Raw genomic sequence first — 25,966 nt, 5'->3', positions numbered from 1 at the left:
TACGTTCGAACCCGAAAGTATCGCTTAACCGAGGTCACCAAACCTCACCTGAAGTGCCGTAATGGCGGTGAGTGCGGTGGTTTCGGTGCGCAACACGCGGGGTCCAAGCAGAATATCGGTAAAACCCTGCTGCGCAGTCATGGCAATTTCATCGGCGGTTAAGCCACCTTCCGGGCCAATCAGCAAGCGCAGACGCTCAACCGGCTGCGGCAATGTGTTGATGCTGTGGCTGGCGCGCGGATGCAAATTGAGCTTCAAACCGTCTTCGGCTTCCGCGCACCAGGCTTGTAACGTCATCGGTTCGCGAATTTCCGGCACACGATTACGGCCGCACTGTTCACAGGCGGCAATCGCGATTTTCTGCCATTGCTGAATCTTTTTCGCCAGTCGCTCGGCATCCAGCTTTACGCCGCAGCGTTCAGAAAACAAGGGCGTAATCACATTCACGCCAAGTTCGATCGATTTCTGGATAGTGAATTCCATTTTTTCACCGCGCGACATTACCTGGCCGAGATGTAAATGCAGCGGGGATTCACGGTCATCAGCCTGACTGGCAAGGACCCTTACTTTTACACGCTTTTTATCAGCCTGGGTGATTTCGGCGCTAAAAGTCAGATTACTGCCATCAAACAGCTCAATTTGCTGACCGGCCGTCATGCGCAGCACGCGTCCAACATGGTTAGCGGCATCCTCATCGAGGAAGACGTCACTGTTAACTTCGAGAGATTCGGGATGATAAATGCGAGGTATACGCATGCGGTTCCTGCCAGCGTTATGCCGTGTCAGCAGACACGGCGCAATCGAAAAAAGCTAGTGTAGGGTAGCGCTTTTAGCGCTGGCAAGCCTGCTGTACGTAGGAATTGTGATTTCCCTGCACTTTGGCGATGCGATTGTCGCGCTCGCACTCCCACGTCGTCACCGGATATTGCTTATCCCACGCGGTAAACAGCTGGGTTTGCTGGCGCGACAGGCGCAGATGATATTGGTCGCGCATATAGAAGTAAGTGCGGGCAATGGCGCCACGCGCACGCTCCGGCGGCTGCGCCAGTTTCTGCTTAAAATCAACCTTCATGCTGCATTGACCGTACTGCTGTTCGCCGCCGTTCCACTGGCTGTACTGGAAGTTATTGCGGTCGCCGTTTACCTCACCAATCGCGGGCTGCAGGTTGTGCAGATCGCTTTCGATGCGACGGTAATCGGCATCCTTGCTGCAGCTTTTGCGTCCGCCGTTCTGCCAGCATTGACGCTGATGGCCGAACTCCCATGCGGGCATCACATGTTCCCACTCAATACGTTCGGCGCGATTAGCATTCTTACGCACGCTGTAACCGCAGCTGTTTAAATCGGGCACGCCCTTTTTGCCGTGCCAGCTGATTTTGCAGCCGCAGTAAAAGTCGGCGGGCGCATCAGCGTTGATCTGCGCGGCATAAGTTTTGGCCTGACTAAAATTGTTTTGATGATAGTGAGTAAAACTGAGGCTATAAGCGCTAAGCGGGGCAACTAATAAGGTAAGTAACAGCAGCGTTTTGCGAGACATATTCCAAAAATTAACCTGGTCCTGAAAAAGGGCGGCAGGGTAACAGAATGATCACGTACGGGATATGAGATTAGGCTATGTTGCTGAACTATATTACAAACTCTATTGCTAAACTATTTCGATAAAAACTCACCGGGTTGCAGCAGCGATTTGCAGTGTACGCAGCGATATTCGCTTTCACCGCGCAGCACGCGGTTATGGCGACGTACCGTAAGCTGATGCTGCTGGCAGCTGCAGCGATAGGGAAAGGTGTTGCTGCGCACCGAGTCGATTTCAAACTTGTGGGTGCGACGCGCAGGCACACCGAGCACGCTCTCCATCATCCATTTCCACTCTTTGCCGTGCGGTGGCACGCGGCCAAAAGTTTTCCACACCAGCAGATGCGCCAGTTCGTGCGGCACTACTTCATCAACAAATGCCTGCTGATTCTCCAGCAGCAGCACCGGATTGATGCGGATTTCCCACTTCTCCAGCCATGCGGTGCCCGCAGCGGTGCCGCGCTGCTGATAGATCAAAGAGGGCTCATCAAATCGGCGTTCCAGCTTTTCGTTAGCCAGCTGCAAATAATGGCGCAGTGAACGCATGACGGCTTGCTGTAAGGCGATGGGAAGGCGTGGTGTTTTCATGTGGGGCAGCATAAAAGGTTGCAGCGGTTGAATCAACTGAGTGTGCAGCGGTCACCCTAAATGGCGAACCTGTAAAAAAGGGCTGCCAGTTGGCAGCCCTTGCATTCGCTTATCGGGATTACTTTTGACCGATATCGCGCAGTTTTTTGCCCTGCATCAGGTTGCGCTCGATGTGCTCCAGCGAGACGTTTTTGGTCTCTGGAATCAGCGCCAGCGTCAGCAGAATGAAGAACACGTTCAGACCGGCGTAAACCCAGAAGGTTGGCGCGTTGCCCAGCGTATTCAGCATGGTCAGGAAGGTGGCACCGACGATCATGTTGGCAATCCAGTTGGTCGCGGTGGAAACCGTGATACCGAAGTCGCGGCCTTTCAGCGGCTGAATCTCGGAACACAGGACCCAAATCAGCGGACCGGCAGACATCGCAAAACCAACGATAAACATCAGCAGCATCGCCACCGCGAAGTACTGCGCTTCTGGCGAGTGAATGCCAATGTGCAGCATGGTGCCAAGGATGCCCATACCAATCGCCATCACCATGAAGCCCAGCACCAGCGTTGGTTTACGGCCCCAGCGATCCACCAGACCGATAGCAATAAAGGTGGCCAGTACGTTCACCAGGCCGACAATCACCGTGCCCCACATTTGCTGAGTGGTGTTGGCGAAGCCAGCGATTTCGAAGATCTTCGGCGCGTAATACATGATGACGTTCATACCGGTGAACTGCTGCATTACCTGCAACAGCACGCCAAGGAACACCGCGCGGCGGAAGTTGCTGTTGCTCTGGAACAGCTGCCAGCCTGACTGTTTGATTTTCAGACTTTCACGGATTTCATCCAGCTCGCGTTTTGCTTGCTCGCTGGTATCACGCAGACGCGATAACACGCGCTCAGCACTGCGGAAATCACCTTTAGCCGCCAGCCAGCGTGGGCTGTTCGGCAAGAAGAATACCCCGATGAGCAGCAGCACCGCTGGAATGGTGATGATGCCCAGCATCCAGCGCCATGCGCCAGCATCACTGAACGCGGTATCGGAGAGATACGCCGCCAGAATACCGATGGTGATCATCAGCTGGTACAGCGAAATCATGCTGCCGCGAATCTTCTCTGGCGCGATTTCAGAGAGATACAGCGGCGCGGTGTAAGAGGCGACACCAACGGCCAGGCCAAGCACCACACGTGCGGCGATCAGCATTTCCGGGCTGGTTGCGCCGGCAGACCACAGCGAACCGATAACGAACAGAATCGCACCGGCCATCAGGCTTTTTTTACGACCGAGACGCGATGACATCCAGCCGCTGCCCACAGCACCAACAGCAGCACCAAACATCATTGAGCTGACGATCCACTCTTGCTGATGTGCGGTGACGTTAAAGTCTTTCGCGATGAAAGGCAGCGCACCGGCGATAACACCGATATCCAATCCAAACAGCAAGCCGGCCAGCGCCGCTAAAAAGCAGACAAACAAGGTCATGACCTTATTTGAAGTTCTGCTCTTATGAGTATTACCAGGCATGAAGCCTCCAAAGTTTATCCATCGTTGTTGTTATCAATGTTATGAAACCTGTCGGCGGAAAAAAGTGAGTAAGATCACATCAGTGTAATCGGTTACACACGCTGAAACCCTGCAATCCAGCATTTTCCGCCCGAAATAGTTACGTAACCAGTAAGGTATAGCACCCTTTAAGTTTCTGACATCGCACTAAATACCGGCAATCAGAGGACGCTGAAAATAACGCATTTTCACGTTAATAACTACGCTGAAAAATCTCTAAATTGCCGATTGTTAAAGGATTTCAAAATGTAATCGTTATCACCAAGTTGTAAGCGAGGTGAAAGAAGTGTAGACAGTGGAGAAAAATGTGCCTGCCGATGCAAAGCCATAAAAAAAGCCCGCCAAAAGCGAGCTTCGATGTCAAATCGTGCAGCGTCTCCCTCTCCCGTGGGAGAGGGCCGGGGTGAGGGCATCAGGCCGCAGAGAACGGCATCAGCCCGCAGAGGAGTCTGTTACTTCAAACCCGCCGCTTCGCGCAGCTGCGCAGCTTTATCAGTCTGCTCCCACGGGAAGTGCTCACGACCAAAGTGACCGTATGCAGCGGTCTCTTTATAGATCGGTTTCAGCAGATCCATCATCTGAATCAGGCCGTATGGACGCAGGTCGAAGAACTCGCGTACCAGCAGCGTCAGCTGCTCGGTAGAAACTTTCTCAGTACCGAAGGTTTCAACCATGATGGAGGTTGGCTCAGCCACGCCGATGGCGTAAGAAACCTGGATTTCACAGCGGTCAGCCAGGCCAGCCGCGACGATGTTCTTCGCCACATAACGTGCGGCGTAAGCGGCAGAGCGGTCAACTTTTGACGGATCCTTACCTGAGAACGCGCCGCCACCGTGACGCGCCATACCGCCGTAGGTATCAACGATAATTTTACGACCGGTCAAACCGCAGTCGCCCATTGGACCACCGATGACAAAACGGCCTGTTGGGTTGATGTGGTATTTGGTGCTGGCGGTGATCCACTCAGTCGGCAGAACCGGCTTGATGATCTCTTCCATCACCGCTTCACGCAGATCGGCGGTGGTCACATCTTCAGCATGCTGAGTTGACAGCACAACCGCATCGATACCGACAATTTTGCCGTCATCGTACTGGAAGGTGATCTGGCTTTTTGCATCCGGACGCAGCCACGGCAGTGAACCACTTTTACGCACTTCAGCCTGACGCTGCACCAGACGGTGCGCGTAGGTGACCGGCGCTGGCATCAGCACATCGGTTTCGTTGCTGGCGTAGCCGAACATCAGGCCCTGATCGCCCGCGCCTTGTTCCAGCGGATCGGTACGGTCAACGCCCTGATTGATGTCTGGAGATTGCTTACCAATCGCGCTCAGCACTGCGCAAGAGTTCGCATCAAAGCCCATATCGGAATGGACATAGCCGATTTCACGTACGGTATTGCGGGTGATCTCTTCGATATCCACCCATGCGCTGGTGGTGATTTCACCACCCACCAGCACCATACCGGTCTTCACGTAAGTTTCGCAGGCCACGCGCGCTTTAGGATCCTGCTCAAGGATCGCATCCAGCACGGCATCGGAAATTTGGTCAGCGATTTTATCAGGATGTCCTTCTGATACGGACTCAGATGTAAAAAGGTGTTTAGCCATTCTGTTCTTTACCTTAAAAATGGTTTGAATACGACTGCATAGCGTAAGCGGGTTCAGACCGACTCGACGCCCCTTCAGGCAAAGCCGCAAGCAGTAGGCAGCGAGAGCATTAGCTCACACCGCCTGGATGTTAATTAGTTTAGATGGAAAACCATCTGGACGGCTATTCTAGGTTACTCAGTGAGCACTTTTCCAGTGCTTTTTCCGATCCCGCATTTTCCGCAACATCATAAGTGGAATCATTTCCTGACACCGCGCGCAGTTACTGACAAAGATTTTGCAATTTACCCCGCGTGGCTGTATAAAACGCCGCTGCTGTCGACCACAGCTGCAAAGGATGACGCCGCCGTGCGTCGCGCCGTCAGATGCCATTTAATCTGACCTTCACCCAAGCCGTTTCTCGCATGCTTTAAGCAGGCGATGGAGGTGATTAAAGTAATGAACCACTCTTTCTCTCGCTTTGGTTCACTGCGCTGTTGCGGCGCGCTGGCACTCCTTTCACACTGCAAACCCGTTCTTTTCTCCTATCGACGTTGTGTTCATTCTCCCGACACGCGCGCCGGTTAACATTTTTCTGCATCTATTACTGCATTTCGCTGTCTACAGACCGTGGAAGTCTCAGGCTATTTGCCCCGACTTCGGTGCGGTGTTTTACACTTAAAGTCAGCTTTGTACATTGCAACCTTACAGAGGCAGCAAGCAGGATGAGGCAATTTTTACCCGGCGCCACCATGACAAAACTCGGTAACGCATTAATATTTAAACGGAAAATTGAGGTTCGCGATGTCTGACGACATGAAGAATATCAAAGGTTCGTCAGCTGGCGAACAAGGTGTACTCCGCTCCATGCAGGAGGTGGCAATGAACGATGAGGAAGCGAGCAGAATGCTGCGTACCTACAATATTGCCTGGTGGGGAAACAATTATTACGACGTCAACGAGCTGGGGCACATCAGCGTGTGTCCCGATCCGGATCAGCCGGAAGTGCGCGTTGATTTAGCGAAACTGGTGAAAGAGCGCGAAGCCGACGGCCAACGTCTGCCAGCGCTGTTCTGCTTCCCGCAGATTCTCCAGCATCGTCTGCGTTCGATTAACGCTGCCTTCAAACGCGCGCGTGAATCTTACGGTTATAAAGGTGACTACTTCCTGGTTTACCCAATCAAGGTGAATCAGCATAAGCGCGTGATTGAGTCGCTGGTCAACTCTGGCGAACCGCTGGGCTTGGAAGCCGGTTCGAAAGCCGAGCTGATGGCGGTGCTGGCCCACGCCGGTAAAACCCGTTCGGTGATTGTCTGCAACGGCTATAAAGACCGCGAATACATCCGTCTGGCGCTGATCGGTGAAAAGCTCGGCCACAAAGTTTATCTGGTGATCGAGAAGATGACCGAAGTGCGTCTGGTGCTGGAAGAGGCCGAGCGTCTGAATGTGATTCCGCGCCTCGGTATCCGCGCGCGTCTGGCGTCGCAGGGTTCAGGCAAGTGGCAGTCGAGCGGCGGTGAAAAATCGAAGTTTGGTCTGGCGGCATCGCAGGTGTTGCAGCTGGTCGATATCATGCGCAAAGCGGGCCGTCTCGATAGCCTGCAGCTGCTGCACTTCCATCTCGGTTCGCAGATGTCCAACATCCGCGACATCGCGACCGGCGTGCGTGAGTCGGCGCGTTTCTACGTTGAACTGGCGAAGCTGGGTGTCAACATCAAATGTTTCGATGTGGGCGGCGGTTTGGGCGTGGACTATGAAGGAACACGCTCGCAGTCAGATTGCTCGGTCAACTACGGTCTGAATGAATACGCCAACAACGTGATTTGGGCCATCGGCGATGCCTGTGAAGAGAACGGTCTGGAGCATCCAACCGTGATCACCGAATCAGGCCGTGCGGTGACGGCGCACCACACCGTGCTGGTGTCCAACATCATTGGTGTTGAGCGTAATGAGTTCAGCACGCCGGTGGCACCGGATGCCGATTCACCGCGTCCGATTCAGAGTTTGTGGGATACGTGGCAAGAGATGCACGAACCTGACGTGCGTCGTTCGCTGCGCGAATGGCTGCACGATAGCCAAATGGATCTGTTCGACATCCATACCGGTTATTCTTCTGGCACCTACGATCTCGGTCAGCGCGCCTGGGCAGAGCAGCTTTATCTGAGCATCTGCCACTACATTCAGCAGCATCTCGATCCCAGCAACCGCGCGCATCGCCCGATCATTGATGAGCTGCAGGAGCGCATGGCGGATAAGATTTACGTCAACTTCTCGCTGTTCCAGTCAATGCCGGATGCGTGGGGCATCGATCAGCTGTTCCCGGTGCTGCCGCTGGAAGGGCTGAATAAAATGCCGAAGCGTCGCGCGGTGTTGCTCGACATCACCTGTGACTCCGATGGCACCATCGATCACTACGTCGATGGCGATGGCATTGCCACCACCATGCCGATGCCGGAATACGACATCGACAATCCACCGATGCTCGGCTTCTTTATGGTGGGCGCGTATCAGGAAATTCTCGGCAACATGCATAACCTGTTCGGTGATACCGAAGCGGTGGATGTGTTTGCGTTCCCGGATGGCAGCGTGGAAGTGCAGCTGTCGGATGAGGGCGATACCGTGGCGGATATGCTCGAGTACGTGCAGCTTAATCCGAACGATTTGATGACGCTGTTCCGCGATCAGGTAACGCAACAAACGGATATAGATGAAGAGCTGCGCGCGCAATTCTTGTCTGAATTCGAGAGTGGCTTGTACGGTTATACCTATTTAGAAGATGAGTAATTAATTGTTCTTAAACCGAGCTCGCAAGGGCTCGGTTTTCGCTTTTCCTGCTATATCCGCGCCTGGCAACAATAATTTAATTTGATTTGTGAAGACGATCACCTTTGGCTTATTTGTAACCCGCCACGTAAATCCCACATTTACCTCCCCAAATGCTATCTCCTTCTTTTCTCTAATAAAGCGAGTCGGCAACGCTAATTATTTTCTTAATATCCTTACCTTACTTACTGATTCATCATGGATTAAGCAGTTATTCTGTTATGTATTCTTTGCAATGCATAATAAAAATTTAAACATTAAGGTTTTAATAGTCACCATAGAAATTAGTTGTTATTGGCACTTTTTGGAAGCATAGATGCCAGATAAAATATTTTGCAATTTGAGTTAAGGAGAGCTATCAAATCGTGCAGAATCTTTTTTTTATCATTATTTTTCAATGCTATAAGGTTTTTATAGATCTATTAAAGTAAACGATAAGTTAAATTAGATTAAGAATTTTCTGAGCTTTTGTGAATTTTAGAGAAATTTACTTACGTTATTGATTGATTTAAACGATTGAATTTGCCTGAAGTGTTTACTGAAATCTATTTCTCAAAGTGTAAGTAGTAAGTTAACCTTCAGTTAAGACATTAAGTTTTATCAATGTTTACCTTACTTCTTACATGAGAAATCCTGACAGTTTAAGGCTATCAGGCAGTTGCAGTAAGGATATGAAATGAGCAATCAACCGAAGACAGTGTTCTTGTTGGAGCCGGTTTACGATTTGTCCGGCCAGGTGATTGCCAGGGAATTGTTAACGCGTCTTGCAGACGACGCAGATATCAATAATAAGCGTAACCCTGAAAGGGATGTTGGGTTCTTCAGTCAGCTTTCTGCTGACGTTAAATGGCAGTTATTCCTCCACCAGATCGAAAAACTTATTCAGCTATACCAGAAAGGGTTCGACCAGATTGTCAGTGTCAATGTTGATAGAGATATCGTAGCCAGCATTTTCAAAGATGCTGAAATACAAGAAAAACTGGCTCAACTGACGCTATTGCGTCTGGAAATATCGGCATTCTTCACCGCGCGATTTAATAGCGCCGATCTGTTGATTTTAAAAGGTGTCGCGAAGGTGACGCCGGCCCCTTTATGGCTCGACGACTTTGGTCCGGGTTATTCCAACCTTTCCATGTTCGATAGCGGAATATTTGAAATCGTCAAAATTGACAAAGAGTTTTTTTGGCAATTTGGCAACGGTCGCACCTTTGACATTCTGCTCAACCATCTCAACGAATTATGCAACGGCGTCATCGTTGAGGGTGTTGAAAATCAACAACAGGTCAACCTGCTCGCGCATAAACCGATTTATGGCATGCAAGGCTATCTGTGGCAGAGCGTCTATCTCGATGATTTATTAGCTTAATCCTGAAATTATTGAGTTGGTTTCATCCCTCGGGGAAGTAAAAAAATGTCAAAGCCTGGGCTTTATGCGTTTCACGTCATTTGTGCCCGGCCGCTTGAGAATAAATATATTTTTCCCGTGGTGATTTTAAGAAATAAAACCAATCAGTTATCAGGATGGCGGCTAAACAAAACTCAACGCGATTTCATTCTCAGCCTGTATGAAATCGATCAAGAGAAGAAGTGAATAATCGTCGCGATTATTCGCTGTAAAAGCCGGTGTCTGCTGATGCCGGGCGTGATTATGGAAACTGCGGGATCTCGATAACATGAATAATATCTCAGTAACCCCAAAAGGTGGGACCGTTGCTTCTGAGCTGAGTGGAAATCAAGTTAATTTGACCGCTCCGAGTTTGGTGAAGCTGCATCTTAATCAGTCTGATATTAAGTCTTTCACACGCAATGGTAATGATTTAGTCGTCACCACAAAATCTGGTGAAGTGGTTGTTATTCATAATTTTTATAGCCCGAATGGTGACAGCGATCTGGTTCTGCAGGACGATCGCGGCGCCATGTGGTGGGTTGAAGATCCCGGTACAGAAGGTTTCCAGTACGTTTCAATCGACAGCACCGAAGGGCTGTTAGCGGAAAACACCACCAATGACGGCACCATCGCCGCCTTTGGTATCGGTGGTGCGGCGCTGGCCGGTTTGGGCGCGATGTTTGCCGGTTCGGGCGGTGGTGGTGGCGGTAATGCCTCGCCGACCAATCCCGATGACGGTAACAACGGCGGCAATCCCACCAACCCAACCAACCCAACCAACCCAACCAACCCAACCAACCCAACCAATCCCGGTGGTGGCGATGACACTACGCCGCCTACCGCCATCACGGATTTGGTGATTAACGACACGGTTGGGCCGTATCAGGGCGCGATTGGTGCGGGCGCGATTACCGATGACAACACGCCAACCTTAAGCGGCACCGCTGAAGCGGGCGCTATTGTCAGCATTTACGATGGTACGACGCTGCTCGGCACGGTGACCGTTGGCGCGGATGGCCGCTGGAGCTTTACCACGCCTGCGCTGGCGGATGGTCAGCACAGCCTGACCGCCACCGTCACCGATGCGGCGGGTAACACCAGCCCGTCAACCAATCCGGTAGATTTCACCGTGGACACCGTCGCGCCAACCGCCGTTGGCGGCTTGAGCGTAGTTAACAACAGCGGTACCACTACGCAGCCAATCACCAACGGCGGCGCGACCAAAGACACCACGCCAGTGCTGAGCGGAACCGCTGAAGTGGGCTCGATTATCACCATCCGCGATGGCGATACGGTGCTCGGCAGTGTCACTGTCGGCAGCAACGGTACATGGAGCTTCACCAGCCCGGAACTTAGTCAGGGCAGTCACACATTAAGCATCACTGCAACCGATGCAGCAGGAAATACCAGCCCAGCCACCACCATCACCTTCACTGTGGACACGCAAGCGCCGACAGCAGTAACTGACCTGTTGGTCAACGATAACTCGGGCGGCAGTTCCGGTACGGTAACCAATGGCGGCATTACCGATGACAACACGCCAACGCTTACCGGCAGCGGTGAAGTGGGCGCGATTGTCAGCGTCTACGATGGGCAAACGCTGCTGGGTACGGCGGTTGTGGGTAGCGATGGAACCTGGAGTTACACCACCACCGCCTTGAGCAACGGTAGCCACAGCCTGACCGTGACCTTAACCGATGCGGCGGGCAACGTCAGTGCGCCTTCAGCGCCTTATGATATCAACGTGCAGGCCGGTATTCCGCCGGCCACCACCTCGCTCGAAATCACCGACGATTCCGGCAATACGCTGGTGCAGCTCAGCAACGGCGCCAGCTCGCACGACAACACCCCAACTTTGAGTGGTCTGGCAACCGCTGGCGCACTGATCACGCTGTATAACGGCAGCACCGTGTTGGGCAGCGTTGTCGCGGGCAGCGATGGACAGTGGACCTTTACGCCAGCCGCATTGGCAGATGGCAGTTACGCGTTCCACGCCTCGGTAACCGATACCTCTGGCAACGTGACGCAAACGCCGGTTATCACCATCACCGTGGATACCGTGCCACCTGCTGCGGCCGGTGGCGTCACGCTGAGTGATAACGATGGCAGCACGCTGCAACCGATCGCCTCCGGTGGTGCGACCAATAGCACCACGCCAGTACTGAGCGGCACCGCAGAACCGGGCAGCACCGTCACCGTGCGTGATGGCGATACCGTGCTCGGCACCGCTACCGTGGGCAGCAACGGCACATGGAGCTTCACTTCACCAACGCTGACGGAGGGCGGCCACAGCATTACTGCCACCGTCACCGATGCGGCAGGGAACGTCGGTCCAACTTCCAGCCCGATCACCTTCACCGTGGATACCCAGGCTCCAGCAGGGGCCAGCAATGTGGTGATCAGCGATAACGTCGGCGGAGCCACTGGCCCGATCACTGCGGGTTCGACGACCGATGACAACACGCCGACGCTGAGCGGCAACGGCGAAGTTAATGCCATCGTTAAAATTTACGACGGCAGCACGCTGCTCGGTAGCGTTACTGTCGGCAGTGATGGCACCTGGAGTTTCACAACACCAGCGCTGAACAATGGCCAGCACACGCTGAGCGTGACGCTGACCGATGCGGCGGGCAACGTCAGTCCGGCGACAACCGGGGTTAACTTCACCGTTGATGCGGGCGTTGCGCCGACCACCAGCAGGCTGCAAATCACCGATGACAGCGGCAGTACGCTGAGAATCCTGCCAGACGGCTCCAGCACGCCTGACACCACGCCAATTCTCAGCGGCCTAGCGTCAGCGGGCGCGGTGATTGAGTTGTATAACGGCACCACGCTGCTGGGCAGCACCGTGGCAGGTGCCGATGGGCAATGGAGCTTCACGCCTGGCGCGCTGCCAGACGGGACTTACGGCTTCCACGCCACGGCGACAGATACCACCGGTAATGTGACCGACTCCGGCACGCTCACTATCACCATTGATAACGTTGCACCTGCGGCGGCAGCCGATCTGCAACTGAGCGACAACAATGGCAGTACCGTGGTGCCGATTGCCGCTGGCAGCACCACCAATGACAATACGCCAACCTTCAGCGGCACCGCCGAACCGGGCAGCACCGTGACGGTGCTGGATGGCACCACCGTGCTCGGCACGGCAACCGTTGGCAGCGATGGCAACTGGAGTTTCACTACGCCAACGCTGGCGGAGGGTAATCACAGCCTGACCACCACCGTCACCGATCCCGCTGGCAATACCGGTCCGGCATCGTCACCGGTCACCGTGACGGTAGATACCACGCCGCCAGCCGTGGTGGGCAATTTGGTGATCGAAGACAGCGTGGGCGCGGTGCAAGGGCCGTTAACCCCCGGCGACACCACCGATGACCGTGCACCAACCCTGAGCGGCACCGGCGAGCCGAATGCCACCATCAGCATTTACGATGGCACCACGCTGCTGGGCAACACCACCGTGGACACCGATGGCACATGGAGTTTTACCACGCCAGCGCTGAGCAACGGCGATCACACCTTTACCGTCACGGCAACCGATACGGCCGGTAACGTCGGCCCAGCCAGCCCGCCGATCGTTATCACCGTCGATGCAGATATTCCTCCTGCCACCTCGTCGCTGGAAGTGACGGACGAAAACGGCAACACCGTGGCTCAGCTGACTGACGGTGCCAGCACCAACAACGACAGCCCGGTATTAAGCGGGGTGGCGGGTGCCGGTAACATCATCACACTGTATGACGGCACCACCGTGCTGGGCAGCACCACGGCGGGCAGTAACGGCCAATGGATCTTCTACCTCAGCGGTCTGACGGATGGTCCGCACGCGCTGCATGGCACCATTACCGATGCCAACGGCAACGTTACTGATACTGCAACCATCAACATCATCGTGGACACCATCGCGCCGGATGCGGCATCCGGTGTGGAACTCACCAACGACGCGGGCAGCATTACGCAGCCGATTGTTGCGGGAGGGGCCAGCAATGATGCGACGCCAGTGCTGAGCGGCACGGCGGAAGCAGGCAGCAAAGTCACCATTCTGGATGGCAACACCGTGCTCGGCACCGTTACTGTGGGCAGCGACGGTAACTGGAGCTTTACCACGCCGACGCTGGCGGAGGGCAATCACAGCCTGACCACCAGCGTGACCGATGCGGCGGGTAACGTCAGCCCGGCGACCACACCGATCGCTTTCAGCGTCGATACCCTCGCGCCAGCGCCGGTCAGTGGCCTGGTGGTCAACGATAACGTTGGCGGCAGCACCGGCCCGTTGATCTCTGGCACTATCACCGACGACAGCACACCAACCCTGACCGGCACCGCCGAAGCGGGATCGGTAGTGCGTGTGTATGACGGCACCACATTGCTGGGCTCGGCGACAGCGGGCAGCGACGGCAGCTGGAGCTTCACGCCAGATAACGCGCTAACGAACGGCCAACACAGCCTGACCACCACGGTTACCGATGCGGCAGGCAACGTGAGCCCGTCGTCGCCGGTATTCACCCTGAATGTCGATGCCGGCGTTCCGGCGACCAGCAGCTTACTGGTGGTCACCGACGACAGCGGCAGCACGCTGGTTGAACTGCCCAACAACGCCAGCACCCACGACACCACGCCAATTCTCAGCGGACTGGCGGGCGCGGGGGATCTCATCACGCTGTATAACGGCACCACTGTTATTGGCAGCACCGTCGCGGGCAGCGATGGGCAGTGGAACTTCACGCCAGCCGCGCTGGCCGATGGCAACTACGCTTTCCACGCTGTCGCTACCAATGCCACCACCGGCGTGGAGACCGATTCGCCAACCATCAACATCACCATCGATACCGTGGTGCCAACCGCACCAACCGGCGTGGGTCTGGAAGATGGTGCTGGCGAGCCGATCCCGGATGGCAGCAGCACCAATACCAACACACCAACGATCACCGGCAGCGGTGAAATTGGCAGCATTGTGACCCTTTTGGATGGCACCACCGTGCTCGGCACTACCACAGTGGGTACAGACGGCACCTGGAGTTACACCACGCCACCGCTGAGCGATGGCGGTCATAGCCTGACTTCAACCGTTACCGATCCTGCGGGCAATACCGGTCCGGCTTCAACGCCGGTGACCGTGACCATTGATACCCAACCGCCTGCGGCGGCGGGCAATGTGCAGTTCACCAATGACGACGGAACGCCGCTGGCCTCAGGTAGCACCACCAACGACACCACGCCAACCCTGAACGGCACCGCCGAACCGGGCAGCACCGTTACGGTGAGCGATGGCACCACTGTGCTGGGCACCACAACCACCGGCACCGACGGCAACTGGAGCTTTACGCCAACCGATCCGCTGGCTGAAGGACAGCACAATCTCACCACCACCGTCACTGATACGGCCGGTAACGTCGGCCCGTCCTCGTCAGTGGTGATTGTGATTGTTGATACCACACCACCCGCGGCCGCCACCGACCTGCAACTCAGTAATGATGGCAGCGGCACGCTGGTGCCGGTTGCGGATGGCGGCACCACCAACGATGTGACGCCAGTATTGAGTGGTCGCGCGGAGCCGGGCAGCATTGTGACGGTTTCCGATGGCGGCACGCCGTTGGGTTCGGTTACCGTCGGCAACGATGGCAACTGGAGCTTTACCTCTCCAACGCTCGGCGATGGCTCGCACAGCCTGACCACCACCGTGACCGATGCGGCGGGAAATACCGGCGCAGCGAGCACGCCACTGACCTTCACCATTGATACCACGGCACCGCCAGCACCGGGCGGTGTGCAGCTGAGTAACGACACCAGCGGCACACCAGTTCCGATTACCTCTGGCGCGGCCACCAACGATGCAACGCCAGTATTGAGCGGCACCGCAGCAGCGGGCAGCACCATTACCGTTTCTGATGGCGGCACCGTGCTCGGCACCGTGACCGTTGGCAATGGCGGAACATGGAGCTTCACCACGCCAGCACTCAACGAGGGCAGTCACAGCCTGACCGCCACCGTTACCAGCCCAGCGGGCAACACCGGTGCGCCATCTACGCCAATTGTGGTCACCGTGGATATCACGCCACCTGCAGCGGCGACGGGTCTGCAGCTCAGCAACAACGAAGGCACGACGCCGGTACCGATCGCTGCAGGCGGCACCACCAACGACACCACGCCAGCGCTGAGCGGCATCGCAGAAGCGGGCAGCATCGTCACGGTACGTGATGGCACCACCGTGATTGGCAGCGCGACCGTTGGCAGCGATGGATCGTGGAGCGTGACGCCAACCACGCCGTTAACGGCGGGTGAGCATACGCTGACCACCACCGTCACCGATCCAGCCGGTAACGTCGGCCCAACCTCGACGCCAATCACTGTCAACATCGACACCACGCAGCCGCCAGCGGCAGGCAGCGTGGTGCTGAATAACGACAATGGCAGCACGCCAGTGCCTATCGCGAATAACGGCGCCACCAACGACACCACGCCGGTGATCAGCGGTACGGCGGCGGCGGGCAGCACGGTAACGGTGCTGGATGGCAGCACCGTGCTGGGCACCGTGGTCGTCGGTAGTGGTGGCAGCTGGAGCTTCAGCACGCCAGCGTTGAGCGAAGGCGCACATAGCCTGACCACCACCGTCACCAGCGCAGCGGGTAACGTCAGCGATCCGTCTACGCCAATCAACTTCACCGTTGATACCCAGGCTCCAGCCACCTCAACCGGCCTGCAGTTGAGCAACGATGGCGGCACCCTCATTGCCACGGGCGGCATCACCAATGACAGCACGCCGATATTGCGTGGCACGGCGGAAGCGGGCAGCACCGTCACGGTGCGCGACGGCACCACGGTGCTGGGCACCGCCACGGTGGGCAGCGACGGTAGCTGGAGCTTCACGCCAGCCGCCGCGCTGGGCGAGGGCGCGCATAGCCTGACCACCACCGTCACCGATCCGGCAGGCAACAGCAGCGGTGCGTCTACCCCTCTCACCTTTACCGTGGATACCACACCGCCAGCGGCCGCGACCGATCTGCAGCTTAGTAATAACAACAGTGGAACTGCCGTACCGATTGATACCGGAGGACTCACCAACGACACCACGCCAGTGCTGAGCGGTAGCGCCGAAGTGGGCAGCGTCGTCACCGTGCGTGATGGTGCCGAGGTGTTGGGCAGCACCACCGTGGGCACCGATGGAAAATGGAGCTTCACGCCTGGCACGCCACTGGATCCGGGCACACACAGCCTGACCGCCACCGTCACCGATGCCGCGGGTAATACCGGCCCGGCATCAACGCCGTACGCGGTTACTATCGAAACCACGCCACCGCCAGCCGCGGCTGATTTGGCACTTAATAACGATGAAGGCAGCACGCCAACCCCAATTGCTTCGGGTGGCGCGACTAACGACACCACGCCAGTACTGAGTGGTACTGCCGAAGCGGACAGTATTGTTATCGTGCGTGATGGCACCACCGTACTGGGATCGGTGATCGTCGGCAGCAGCGGGGAATGGAGTTTCACCACTCCGGCGCTGAGCCAGGGCGAACACAGCCTGACGACGACCGTTACCGATGCGGCTGGCAATATCAGCGATCCCTCTGCGGCGATCACCTTTACCGTCGACACGCAGGCACCGAATGCGGCGACTGGTCTGCAACTGAGCAATGATTCCGGCCAAACGCCGGTGCCGATTGTTGCAGGCGGTGCCACCAACGACACCACGCCGGTGTTGAGCGGCAGCGCTGAAGTGGGCAGCATCGTGATTGTCTCTGATGGCAGCAATGTGCTGGGTTCACTGGTAGTCGGCAGCGGCGGCACCTGGAGCTTTACTTCGCCAGTTCTGGGCGAGGGTGCGCACAGCCTGACCACTACCGTGACCGATGCTGCGGGTAACATCAGTTCTCCGTCCGCAGCCCTGAACTTCAATATCGATACCACCCCGCCAGTGGCACCCGCCGCGATTACGCTCAACAATAACAACGGCAGCTCGCCGGTGGCGATTGCCGCTGGCAGTACCACCAACGATGCGACACCTGTGATGGGCGGCACTGCCGAAGTGGGCAGCACAGTCACCGTGTTGGATGGCAGCACCGTGCTGGGCACCGCGATTGTCGGCGGTAACGGCCAGTGGAGTTTCACTTCGACAACACTGGGTGAAGGTGAACACAGCCTGACGGCGACTGTCACAGATGCTGCGGGTAACGTGGGGCCTGCATCTCCGGCGATTGCCTTTACCGTCGATACCGTAGCGCCGGTTGCAGCGACCGGTCTGGCGCTGAACAACGATAATGGCGGTTCGCCGGTGCCGATTGCCAATAACGGCACCACCAACGACAACACGCCAGTGCTGAGTGGTACGGCGGAAGCGAACAGCATCGTGATTGTGTCTGACGGCACCACCGTGCTCGGCAGCGCTGTTGCCAACGCGCAGGGCGCCTGGAGCTTCTCACCGAACCTGACCGATGGCACGCACAATCTGAGCGTGACCGTACGTGACGCGGCGGGCAACACCGGACCGGCCAGCAGCACCATCACCGTTACCGTTGATACCGTGGCACCGCCAGCAGCTACCGGGCTGACGCTGACCAACGATATCGGCACGCCAGTGAACATTCCAAACGGCGGTCTCACCAACGACAGCACGCCAGTGCTGAGCGGTTCTGGCCAGGTGGGCAGCATCATCACCGTGTCCGATCAGAACGGCGTGCTGGGATCGACTACCGTTGGCGCGGGCGGAACCTGGACCTTCACGCCGGCGACTGCGCTGGCGGATGGCACCCATACCTTTAGCGTCACGGCCAGCGATGCGGCGGGCAACGTTAGTGCGCCGAGCACCATCGGAGTGGTGATTGATGCCACACCACCGGCTGCAGCGTTGAACGTGGTTGCCAGCAATGATGAAGGCACGTCGCCGGTGGCGATTACCAACGGCGGTTTCACTAATGACAACACGCCATTCCTCACCGGTACTGCCGAAGCGGGCAGCACGGTGATTATTCGTGATGGCACCAACATCATCGGAAGTGCTTCGGTGGGCAACAACGGCCAGTGGAGCTTCAATTCGCCAACGCTGGGCGATGGTGTGCACAGTCTGACCACCACCGTGGTGGATGCGGCAGGAAATGCCAGCCCGGCATCAACGGCAATTGGCTTCACCGTGGATACCACGGTTCCGGCGGTCGCTACATTGGTGGTTAACAATGACAATGGCGGCTCGCTTGTTCTGGTACCGAATGGCGCAACCACCAGCGACAACACGCCGTTGCTGAGCGGGAATGCGGAAGCGGGCAGTCTGGTCACTGTCTACGATGGCACTACGGTAATCGGAACCACCACGGCCACGGCAGGCGGAACCTGGAGCTTTAGTTCTCCAGCCCTAACCGACGGTTCGCATACTCTGACCGCTACAGTGACCGATGCGGTCGGCAACATCAGTGCGCCATCCTCCAGCTTTACCGTGGTGGTGGATGCCACCGCACCACAGCCTGCTGACGACCTGCTGCTGCAAAACAACAATGGTGGCTCACTAATAACCATTGCGGATGGCGGTATCACCAATGACAACACGCCAGCCATCAGCGGCACGGCGGAAGCCAATGCCATCGTGCGGGTTTACGACGGCACCACCTTAGTTGGCTCAACCGTGGCAGGCAGCAACGGCGCATGGAGCATCACCACCAGCACGCTGACTGATGCGACTCACACACTGAATGTCAGTGTGACCGATGCGGCGGGCAATATTAGCTCCAATGCCTCGGTTTCCCTGACGGTGGATACCTCAACTCCAGCGGCGGTACTGACCTTTGGCGTATACAACAACGCCAATACCACCGCCTCGCAGGTGGCGAATAACGGTTACTCCAACGACAACACGCCAGTGTTGCGCGGTACCGGCGTCGCGGGCACCACCATTAACATCTACGAAGGCACCACCTTACTCGGCACCACCACGGTAGGTGATAACGGCGTATGGCGTTTCGAAACCAGCGTGCGCGCGGATGGTCAACACAGCTACACCGTGTCGGTCACTAACGCCGCCGGTACCACCGGGCCAGAAGCCACGCCGATTACGATCAATATCGATACGGTGCCACCGGCTGCGGTCACCGATTTGGTGGTTAACGACAACGTGGGTGGTAGCACTGGTGAATTAACTAATGGCGCAATCACTGATGACAACACACCGACATTAAGTGGTTCAGCCGCCACTGGCAGCGTGGTGTCTGTTTACGATGGCACTACGTTACTGGGCACGGTTACTGCCACTAATGGTACCTGGACATTTACGCCTACTGCGCTCAGTAATGGCGATCATACCTTTACGGTTACCGTCAAAGATCTAGCCGGAAACGTGGGACCTGCTTCCGCAGACTTTACAATCACTGTTGAAGCGGGCCTGCCGCCTGCAACCACCACATTGCAGATCACTGATAACAGCGGTAGCACCTTGGTGGCTCTGGGCGATGGTGCAAATACCAAAGACAGCACGCCAGTGTTGAGCGGGCTGACGACGGCGGGCAACATTGTCAGAATCTTCGATGGGGCAACCGAACTGGGAAGTGTCACCGCCGGTGCCGGCGGGCAATGGAGCTATACGCCAGCGGCATTACCTGACGGTTCTCATGCGCTTTCGGTTCTTGTCACTGACTCCGCCGGTAACAATGGGGTGCCATCGGATCCAATTACGATCACCATCGATACCGTTGCCCCTGTCGCTGTCACTGACCTGGCCGCCGCCAATAACAACGGTGGTTCGCCAGTGCCGATTGCCAATAATGGCTCGACGAACGACAGCACACCGCAGCTTACCGGCACCACCGAAGCCAACGGCATTGTCACTGTTTATGACGGCAATACCGTCATCGGCTCGACCACCGCCAATGGCCTCGGCGCATGGAGCTTCACGTCGCCAACCCTGAGCCAGGGCGGACATGCGCTGAGCGTGACCGTGACGGATGCGGCGGGGAACATTGGACCACGTTCAGCGGCAGTGAATCTCACGGTCGATACCGTGGCGCCAAACGCCTCGACGCTGGTGGTCACCAACGACGTCACCAGCACGATTGTGCCGAATGGCGGTTCGACCAACGACAACACGCCAACTCTGAGCGGCACGGCGGAAGTGGGCAGCGTTATTACCGTTTATGACGGCACCACTCTGCTCGGTTCGGTTGCTGCCGGAACAGGCGGCGCATGGAGCTTTATTTCACCGGTGCTGGGCGAAGGCAGCCATCCACTTACCGTTCGCGTGACCGATGTCGCGGGTAACACCAGCGTGGCTTCCAGCACTGCCACGGTGATCGTGGATACCATCGCGCCAACGGCTGTGAGCGGTTTGGCGGCGGCCAACAACAACGGCAGTTCGCCAGTGGCGATTGCTGCAGGAGGCAACACCAACGACAACACGCCAGCGCTGAGCGGCACGGCGGAAGCGGGCAGCGTAGTGGTGATCCGCGATGGCACAGATGTTATCGGCTCTGTCACCGCTGGCAGCAACGGCGCGTGGAGCTTCACCTCACCTGCGCTGACGGATGGTTTGCATACTCTGAACGTGACGGCCACCGACCTCGCTGATAACGTCAGTCCGAATACGTCCATCAGTTTCACCGTAACCACAGCTGCGCCAACGCCGGTCACCAATCTGGTGGTTTCTGACAATGTGGGCGCGACACAAGGGCCGCTCACCAGCGGTGCCTCTACCGATGACAACACGCCAACGCTGACCGGTACCGCAACCGCCGGCAATATCGTGATTATCTCGGAAGGCACCACGGTGTTGGGTTCTGTGGTGGCCGGAACGGGCGGTGCGTGGAGCTTCACCACCGCCGCGCTGAGCGACGGATCGCATCCGTTGAGCGTGACGGTGCGCGATGCGGCAGGCAACACCAGCGCGGCGACCAACTTTACGGTCAATGTCGATACGGTGGCACCAGCCAACTCAACCTTGTTGATCACCAACGACGTCACCAGCACCACGGTGCCGAATGGCGGTTCAACCAACGACAGCACGCCAACGCTGAGCGGTACGGCGGAAGCCGGTAGTCGCGTGTCGATCTACGATGGCAGCACGCTGCTCGGCACGGCGATTGCCAGCGGCACCGGCGCATGGACCTTCACCACCGCAGAGCTGGCGCAAGGTTCGCATCCACTGAGCGTCACGGTCACAGATGCCGCCGGTAACGTCAGCGGCAGCACTTCGGCGACGGTGATTATTGATACCGTCGCGCCGGTGGCCGTAACCGGTCTGGCTGCGGCCAACAACAACGGCAGCACGCCGGTAGCGATTGCCAATAACGGTAGCACCAATGACAACACGCCAGCGCTGAGCGGTACGGCAGAAGCGGGCAGCCTGGTGATCATCCGCGATGGCAACTCGATTATCGGTTCTGTCACCGCCGGCAGTAACGGTGCATGGAGCTTCACCACGCCAACGCTGGCGGAGGGTGCGCACACCTTCAACGTCACGGCGAGAGATGCAGCGGGCAACGTTAGCCCGAATGCAACGCTGACGCTGACGGTGGATACCGTGGCACCGGCGCCCGTTATTAACCTGTTGATCAACGATGATGTGGGATTAAGTCAGGGGCCGCTGGCGAACGGTGCGGTGACCGATGATGCCACGCCAACCTTGAGCGGTACGGCAGAAGCCAATGCGATTGTCACCATCTACGATGGCACTACCGTGTTGGGTTCAGTGGTAGCCGGAACGGGCGGCGCATGGACCTTCACCACCGCGACGCTGAGCAACGGCGTGCATCCGCTGAGCGTGACGGTCAAAGATGCGGCCGGTAATACCAGCAGCGCATCGGCGACGGTTTCGATCACCGTGGATACAGTGGCACCAACGGCGTCAACGCTGGTGATCACCAACGACATCACCGGCACCACGGTGCCGAGTGGGGGTTCCACCAATGACACCACGCCAACCCTGAGCGGTGTGGCCGAAGCCGGCAGTCGTGTCTCCATCTACGATGGCAGCACCTTGCTGGGAACGGCGATTGCCAGTGGTACGGGCGCGTGGACCTTCACTACCGGCGTGCTCTCCACCGGCACGCACCCATTGAGCGTGACGGTGACAGACGTTGCCGGAAACGTCAGCGGCAGCACCTCGGCCTCGGTAATCATTGATACCACGCCGCCAGCGGCTGTCACTAACCTGGTTGCCGCCAACAACAACGGCAGTACGGCGGTGACCATTCCGAACAACGGCGTGACCAACGACAATACGCCGCTGTTGACCGGTTCTGGCGAGATTGGTGCACGCATCAGCGTCTACGACGGCACCACGTTGCTGGGCACCACCACGGTGGGCAGCAACGGCACATGGAGCTTTATCTCAACCGCGCTGAGCAACGGTGCGCACACCCTGAACGTCACGGCAACCGATGCGGCGGGTAACGTAAGCCCGAACGCCTCAACCACCTTGACGATTGATACCGTGGCGCCAAATCCGGTGACCAATCTGGTGATCACCGATGATGTCGGCTCGATTCAGGGGGCGCTGGCGAACGGTGCAGTCACCGATGACGCCAGGCCAACCCTGAGCGGCACGGCGGAAGCGAACGCGATTGTCACCATCTACGACGGGTCGACCGTGATTGGATCCACCACCGCCAATGGTTCGGGTGCATGGAGCTTCACGACCGCCACGCTGAGCAACGGTACGCATCCACTGAGCGTCACCGTGACCGATGCGGCGGGTAACACCAGCAGCGCGTCGGCGACGGTTTCCATTACCGTGGATACCGTGGCACCAGCGGCGTCAACGCTGGTGATCACCAACGACGTCACCAACACCACGGTGCCGAGCGGCGGTTCCACCAATGACACCACGCCAACCTTGAGTGGCGTGGCGGAAGCGGGCAGCCGTGTCTCCATCTACGATGGCAGCACGCTGCTGGGTACGGCGATTGCCAATGGCACCGGCGCATGGACCTTCACCACTGGCGTATTGACCACCGGCACGCATCCACTGAGCGTGACGGTGACAGATGTTGCCGGTAACGTCAGCGGCACGACGTCGGCCTCGGTGATTATCGATACCACGCCGCCAGCGGCGGTGACCAATCTTGTTGTCGCCAATAACAACGGCAGCACGGCGGTGACCATCCCGAACAATGGCATCACCAACGACAGCACGCCGTTGTTGACTGGTAACGGTGAAGTCGGCGCAAGGATCAGCGTGTACGATGGCACCACATTGCTCGGCACCACTACGGTGGGCAGCGGCGGCACCTGGAGCTTCGTCTCGACTACCCTGAGCAACGGCACGCACACGCTGAACGTGACGGCGACCGATGCGGCAGGCAACGTGAGCCCGAATGCCTCAACCACGCTGTCCATCGACACCATTGCGCCAGCGGCCAGTACGCTCACCATTACCGACGACGCTGGCAGCACGCTGGTGACGCTGACCAATGGCGCGTACACCCGTGACACCACGCCGGTATTGAACGGCACGGCGGAAGTGGGGGCGATTGTCACTATCTATGATGGCACCACCGCGCTTGGCTCGGTAACCGTTGGTGCGGGTGGCAGCTGGACTTACACCCCATCAGCGCTGGCGAACGGCGCGCATCCGTTGAGCGTAACGGTTACCGATACGGCGGGTAACGTCAGTACCGGTAACACGGCGGTAACGGTGAACGTTGATACCGTGCCACCGGCGGCTGTCAGCGGCCTGGCGATCAACGATGCCGGTACCACGGTCACCGGTAGCGGTGAAGTGGGGGCAACGGTAACGGTACGTGATGCGGGCGGTAACGCGCTGGGTACGGCGACGGTTAGCAGTGGCGGTACGTGGTCGGTGAGCCTGAGCACGGCGCAGACCACCGGAGCGTCGCTGTCGGTGATTCAGACCGACCGCGCGGGCAACGTATCGACCAGCTCGTCACTGACCGGTGCGATTCGTATCGTGGCGGCCAATGATGTCAATGAAGTGGATTACACCACCCAAATTGGCACCCTTAACAATGGCACCACCAGTGTCTCACACACCGCGCTGCTTACTGTGGGGCTCGGTAACGTGCTGCAGGCGAGCGTATTGTCCAGTGGCAATGCCTATATTTTCAACGTCGGTCCTGACGATACGCGTACGGTAACGTTGTACGGCTCAATAAGCAGTGTTGGCTTGCTGACCAACTACTCATTGAACCTTTACGAGCAGCAAAGCAACGGCACGTGGTTGTTGGTGAATATCACCTCCAACTACCTTGGAGCCGTGCTATCGCTTGGCACCCTGAAAGGGGCCAACGTGACCTATAACAACCTGGGTACCGGCACCTATGCGGTGATAGTTGGCTCAACGGTTAACGTTAGCCTGCTACCGACCTCCACCATTTCAACGGTGTCGGATATCACCACCCTGGCGGTAACCGTGGCGGCGACCGTCACGGGCAACCTGCTGACGAACGACACCAGTTCGCTGGCGGGCACCATACCTTCCGGAACGGCGGTGACAACGGTCTCTGGCAATGTGGTGAGTGCAACGGGTAACACGGTAATCAATAGCAGCTACGGTACGCTGACCATTGATTCTCATGGCAATTATACCTATGCCCTCAAGGCGGGCCTGAACATCGATACCCTGCCAGCCGCTGACACCTTCACCTATTCGGTGCGTGATGCCAGCGGCGCGGTGACCTCGGCCAGCCTGACGGTGAACCTGCACAACGGTGCGTCAACCAGCACGCTGCTGGCGACTAACAGCCTGGTGGCGGAGAACACCAGCGACCACGACGCCAGCGGCAGTATCTATGGCTCGTCAACCGGCACGCATACCGGAACCTTGAGTATCACTAATGAACACGGTGATATCACCACGGTTCACAGCGTGGGTAATACGTCGGTTGCGGGAGACTTTGGTGTGCTGAGTATTGCGGCCAACGGTAGCTACACCTACTCACTGAATGCGGGCGTGGATGGACAATCCATTACCCATAAAGAGGTGTTCAGTTACACCCTGGCAGCGAGCGATGGCACCATCACCACGCAGTCGTTCACCATCGAGCTGCATCCAACCATCACAGGAACCACGGGGGCTGACACGCTGACCGGCGGTGCCTACGACGACACCATCACCAGCGGTGCCGGCGCAGATACATTGGTTTATCACTTGCTGGCGAGCGCGGATGCGACTGGCGGTAACGGTCACGATACCTGGACCGACTTCAATGTTGCACAAGGCGACAAAATTGACGTCAGTAACTTGCTTATCGGCTGGAACGATTCCACAAGTAATATTAATGATTTCGTGAAAGTGGACCATACTTCAGATGGCAATACGGTGCTCTCGATCGATCGTGATGGTACCGGTACGGGTTACAGCAGTACTCAACTGATTACGCTGGAAGGCGTGAACGTTTCACTGGAGGAACTGCTGCAACAGCCGCACCAAAACCACACGGCCTAATGGCTATGTGATGCAGGGATGCAGTGAGGGCACAGGGATGTGCCCCTTTCTCTTTATTGACTGGTGGA

The 25,966-nt window shown here is 57.2% G+C and carries 8 protein-coding genes; 3 read left to right on the top strand and 5 right to left on the bottom strand.

The features are described 5' to 3' along the window. Positions 1–24 precede the first annotated feature (24 nt). The 5 genes from rsmE to metK all read right to left on the bottom strand — a co-directional run bounded on the left by rsmE (position 25) and on the right by metK (position 5,322). A complete protein-coding gene (gene rsmE, locus RTM06_RS10350) occupies positions 25–756 on the bottom strand; it encodes a 16S rRNA (uracil(1498)-N(3))-methyltransferase (RefSeq protein ID WP_256697330.1) in 732 nt (243 codons plus the stop codon). A 73-nt stretch (positions 757–829) separates the two neighbouring features. Then, positions 830–1,537, bottom strand: coding sequence for a deoxyribonuclease I (gene endA, locus RTM06_RS10345; protein WP_256697328.1), 708 nt, complete (start codon positions 1,535–1,537; stop codon positions 830–832). A 113-nt stretch (positions 1,538–1,650) separates the two neighbouring features. After that, positions 1,651–2,163, bottom strand: a complete 513-nt coding sequence (locus RTM06_RS10340) for a SprT family zinc-dependent metalloprotease (protein WP_154155290.1) — start codon at positions 2,161–2,163, stop codon at positions 1,651–1,653. Between the two features lie 118 nt (positions 2,164–2,281). Next, positions 2,282–3,676, bottom strand: coding sequence for a sugar porter family MFS transporter (locus RTM06_RS10335; RefSeq protein WP_265299211.1), 1,395 nt, complete (start codon positions 3,674–3,676; stop codon positions 2,282–2,284). A 491-nt stretch (positions 3,677–4,167) separates the two neighbouring features. Then, positions 4,168–5,322: a methionine adenosyltransferase gene (gene metK, locus RTM06_RS10330; RefSeq protein ID WP_061720231.1), complete on the bottom strand. Its 1,155-nt coding sequence runs from the start codon at positions 5,320–5,322 to the stop codon at positions 4,168–4,170. Between the two features lie 783 nt (positions 5,323–6,105). Here metK and speA point away from each other — a divergent pair. The 3 genes from speA (at position 6,106) to RTM06_RS10315 (ending at position 25,898) form a co-directional block, all read left to right on the top strand. Next, positions 6,106–8,085, top strand: coding sequence for a biosynthetic arginine decarboxylase (gene speA / locus RTM06_RS10325; protein WP_312181929.1), 1,980 nt, complete (start codon positions 6,106–6,108; stop codon positions 8,083–8,085). A gap of 715 nt (positions 8,086–8,800) precedes the next feature. Further along, positions 8,801–9,490, top strand: a complete 690-nt coding sequence (locus RTM06_RS10320; protein WP_312181927.1) for an EAL domain-containing protein — start codon at positions 8,801–8,803, stop codon at positions 9,488–9,490. Between the two features lie 307 nt (positions 9,491–9,797). Continuing rightward, the gene (locus RTM06_RS10315; protein WP_312181925.1) at positions 9,798–25,898 is read left to right on the top strand and encodes an Ig-like domain-containing protein; all 16,101 of its coding nucleotides are present in this window, start codon (positions 9,798–9,800) and stop codon (positions 25,896–25,898) included. Positions 25,899–25,966: the final 68 nt, after the last annotated feature.

It is taken from the genome of Pantoea sp. CTOTU46764, from assembly GCF_031974595.1.
GTDB classification, from domain to species: domain Bacteria; phylum Pseudomonadota; class Gammaproteobacteria; order Enterobacterales; family Enterobacteriaceae; genus Pantoea; species Pantoea trifolii.
This window is presented reverse-complemented; position numbering and strand designations above follow the sequence as displayed.

Excerpts from the sequence above, each read along its gene's own strand:
- RTM06_RS10315 (WP_312181925.1), top strand. The coding sequence starts at position 9,798 with ATGAATAATATCTCAGTAACCCCAAAAGGTGGGACCGTTGCTTCTGAG.
- metK (WP_061720231.1), bottom strand. The coding sequence starts at position 5,322 with ATGGCTAAACACCTTTTTACATCTGAGTCCGTATCAGAAGGACATCCT.
- speA (WP_312181929.1), top strand. The coding sequence starts at position 6,106 with ATGTCTGACGACATGAAGAATATCAAAGGTTCGTCAGCTGGCGAACAA.
- RTM06_RS10335 (WP_265299211.1), bottom strand. The coding sequence starts at position 3,676 with ATGCCTGGTAATACTCATAAGAGCAGAACTTCAAATAAGGTCATGACC.
- RTM06_RS10340 (WP_154155290.1), bottom strand. The coding sequence starts at position 2,163 with ATGAAAACACCACGCCTTCCCATCGCCTTACAGCAAGCCGTCATGCGT.
- endA (WP_256697328.1), bottom strand. The coding sequence starts at position 1,537 with ATGTCTCGCAAAACGCTGCTGTTACTTACCTTATTAGTTGCCCCGCTT.
- rsmE (WP_256697330.1), bottom strand. The coding sequence starts at position 756 with ATGCGTATACCTCGCATTTATCATCCCGAATCTCTCGAAGTTAACAGT.
- RTM06_RS10320 (WP_312181927.1), top strand. The coding sequence starts at position 8,801 with ATGAGCAATCAACCGAAGACAGTGTTCTTGTTGGAGCCGGTTTACGAT.